The organism is Leucobacter sp. M11 (assembly GCF_035726885.1).
In the GTDB taxonomy this organism is placed as follows: Bacteria; Actinomycetota; Actinomycetes; order Actinomycetales; family Microbacteriaceae; genus JAPFRB01.
Genome location: NZ_JAPFRB010000003.1, coordinates 670,858 through 672,663 on the forward strand (window position 1 = coordinate 670,858; position 1,806 = coordinate 672,663).

General features: G+C 71.0%; 2 protein-coding genes. Both read right to left on the minus strand.

Features of this window, described 5'->3' with window-relative positions; translation table 11 throughout:
* Positions 1–271: hypothetical protein (locus OOT08_RS11600; RefSeq protein ID WP_325092786.1), on the minus strand; the 271-nt coding region annotated here is incomplete at its 3' end.
* A 251-nt stretch (positions 272–522) separates the two neighbouring features.
* Positions 523–1,644: a mannose-1-phosphate guanylyltransferase gene (locus OOT08_RS11605; protein ID WP_325092788.1), complete on the minus strand. Its 1,122-nt coding sequence runs from the start codon at positions 1,642–1,644 to the stop codon at positions 523–525.
* Positions 1,645–1,806: the final 162 nt, after the last annotated feature.

Below are 1,806 nucleotides of genomic sequence, written 5' to 3' on the forward strand. Positions count from 1 at the left end.
TCACCGTGGACCAGGAGCTCGGGTCCGGGCCCTCCCGGTGCGCGATGTCGACGGTCTCCGGCCGCGTATTGGCGTAGAGCGCGTAGTCGCCGACCAGGTCCGTGGCGTAGCCCGCGCTGACGGAGCCCTCCGGCTCGAAGCGGACGATCTCCTCCAGCTCCGGGGGTTCGGCGTTCGCCGACGACGGGGGCGGCCCGGCAATCAGGAGCAGGGAGGCACAGGCGAGGGCGGTGAGCCGCCAGGGGAACGGTTTCATGGTCTCCTCGGACATCGGGTGCTCGTTTTCGCGCGTTCGGAGCGCCGCCGAGCAGGATGGGATCGTCAGGAGTATTGCATATTAACCTCAGCGTTTCAGGCGCTATGCCGGAAAGCGATATGCCTGCGGCCCGGAATCGCCGCCGGGGATCGCGCGCCCCGCTGCCGAGGGACGGCTCGGGCGCCGGGTCCGTGAGGCTCCCGGGCACCCGAGTCGGTGTTCGCCGCATCCGGACGGGTGCCGTCCGCCGGGGCGGGGCGGCCCGCTTAGAGCAGGTGGTTCCCGCCCGAGAGCTTCATGCGGCCGACGAGGCTCTTGACGTCCTGGGCGTGCTCCTTGGTGGTGACGAGCAGCACGTCCGGGGTGTCCACCACGACGATGTTCTCCACGCCGACGAGGGCCACGAGTCGGTCAGACTCGGAGACGACGATGCCGCTGGAGGCGTCGGAGAGCACCTGCGCGCCGTCACCCAGCACGGCCAGGTCGCTGGAGCGGCCCCGGGTGAGCAGGGTGGCCACGCTCGCGAAATCGCCCACGTCGTCCCACTCGAAGTGCGCGGCGACGCAGACCATCCGGCCAGAGGCCGCCGCGGGCTCGGCGACCGTGTAGTCGATCGCGATCTTCGGCAGCCGGGGCCACAGGCGCTCCCGGGTCGCCGCGCCCTGCTCGGTGTCCCAGGTCGCGGCCATCTCGCGCAGCGCGGCGACCATCTCGGGCTCGGCGAGGGCCATCTGCTCGAGGAGCACCGTCGCCCGGGCGATGAACATGCCCGCGTTCCACAGGAAGCCGCCCTGGGCCACGTAGCCCTTCGCGGTGTCCTCGTCCGGCTTTTCCACGAACTGCTTCACGTCGTAGAGGTCGAAGGGGGCGAGGTCGCCGCGCGCCTCGCCGCACTCGATGTAGCCGAAGCCGGTCGCGGGGGAGCTCGGGTGGATACCGATCGTGGCGATGTAGCCCTGATCGGCGGCCTTGACCGCCGTGCGCACGGCCCGCTCGAAGAGCACGGAGCCGCGGATCACGTGGTCCGCGGCGAAGGAGCCGACGATCGCGTCCGGGTCGCGCCGCTCCAGAATGGCCGCGGCCAGGCCGATCGCAGCCGAGGAGTCCTTCGGTTCGCTCTCGGTAATGATGTTGCGCTCCTCCAGATTGCAGAGCTGCTCGCTGACCGACGCGCGGTGCGCGTTGCCGGTCACCACGACGATCCGCTCCGGGCCAACGAGGGGCACGAGCCGGTCCCAGGTGTCGCGGAGCAGCGAGGTGCCGTTGCCCGTCAGGTCCAGGAGGAACTTCGGAGCCTTTGCGCGGGACAGGGGCCAGAGCCGCGATCCCACACCCCCGGCGGGGATGATGCAGGAGAAGCGGTCCATCGGATCAACGGGAGCGGTCATGTCACCCACCCTACTGACCGGATCGGCGCGGGATCCCCCCGTGGCCGCAGGATGGTCCCGAGGGATGAGGCCCCGGCGGAAAGATCAGACCCAGGGGGGAGCCCCTGCGGCTCCCCGGGAGGAAACCGGGGTGTGCGCGGGCGCCGCGTTCCCCGCGTGCTG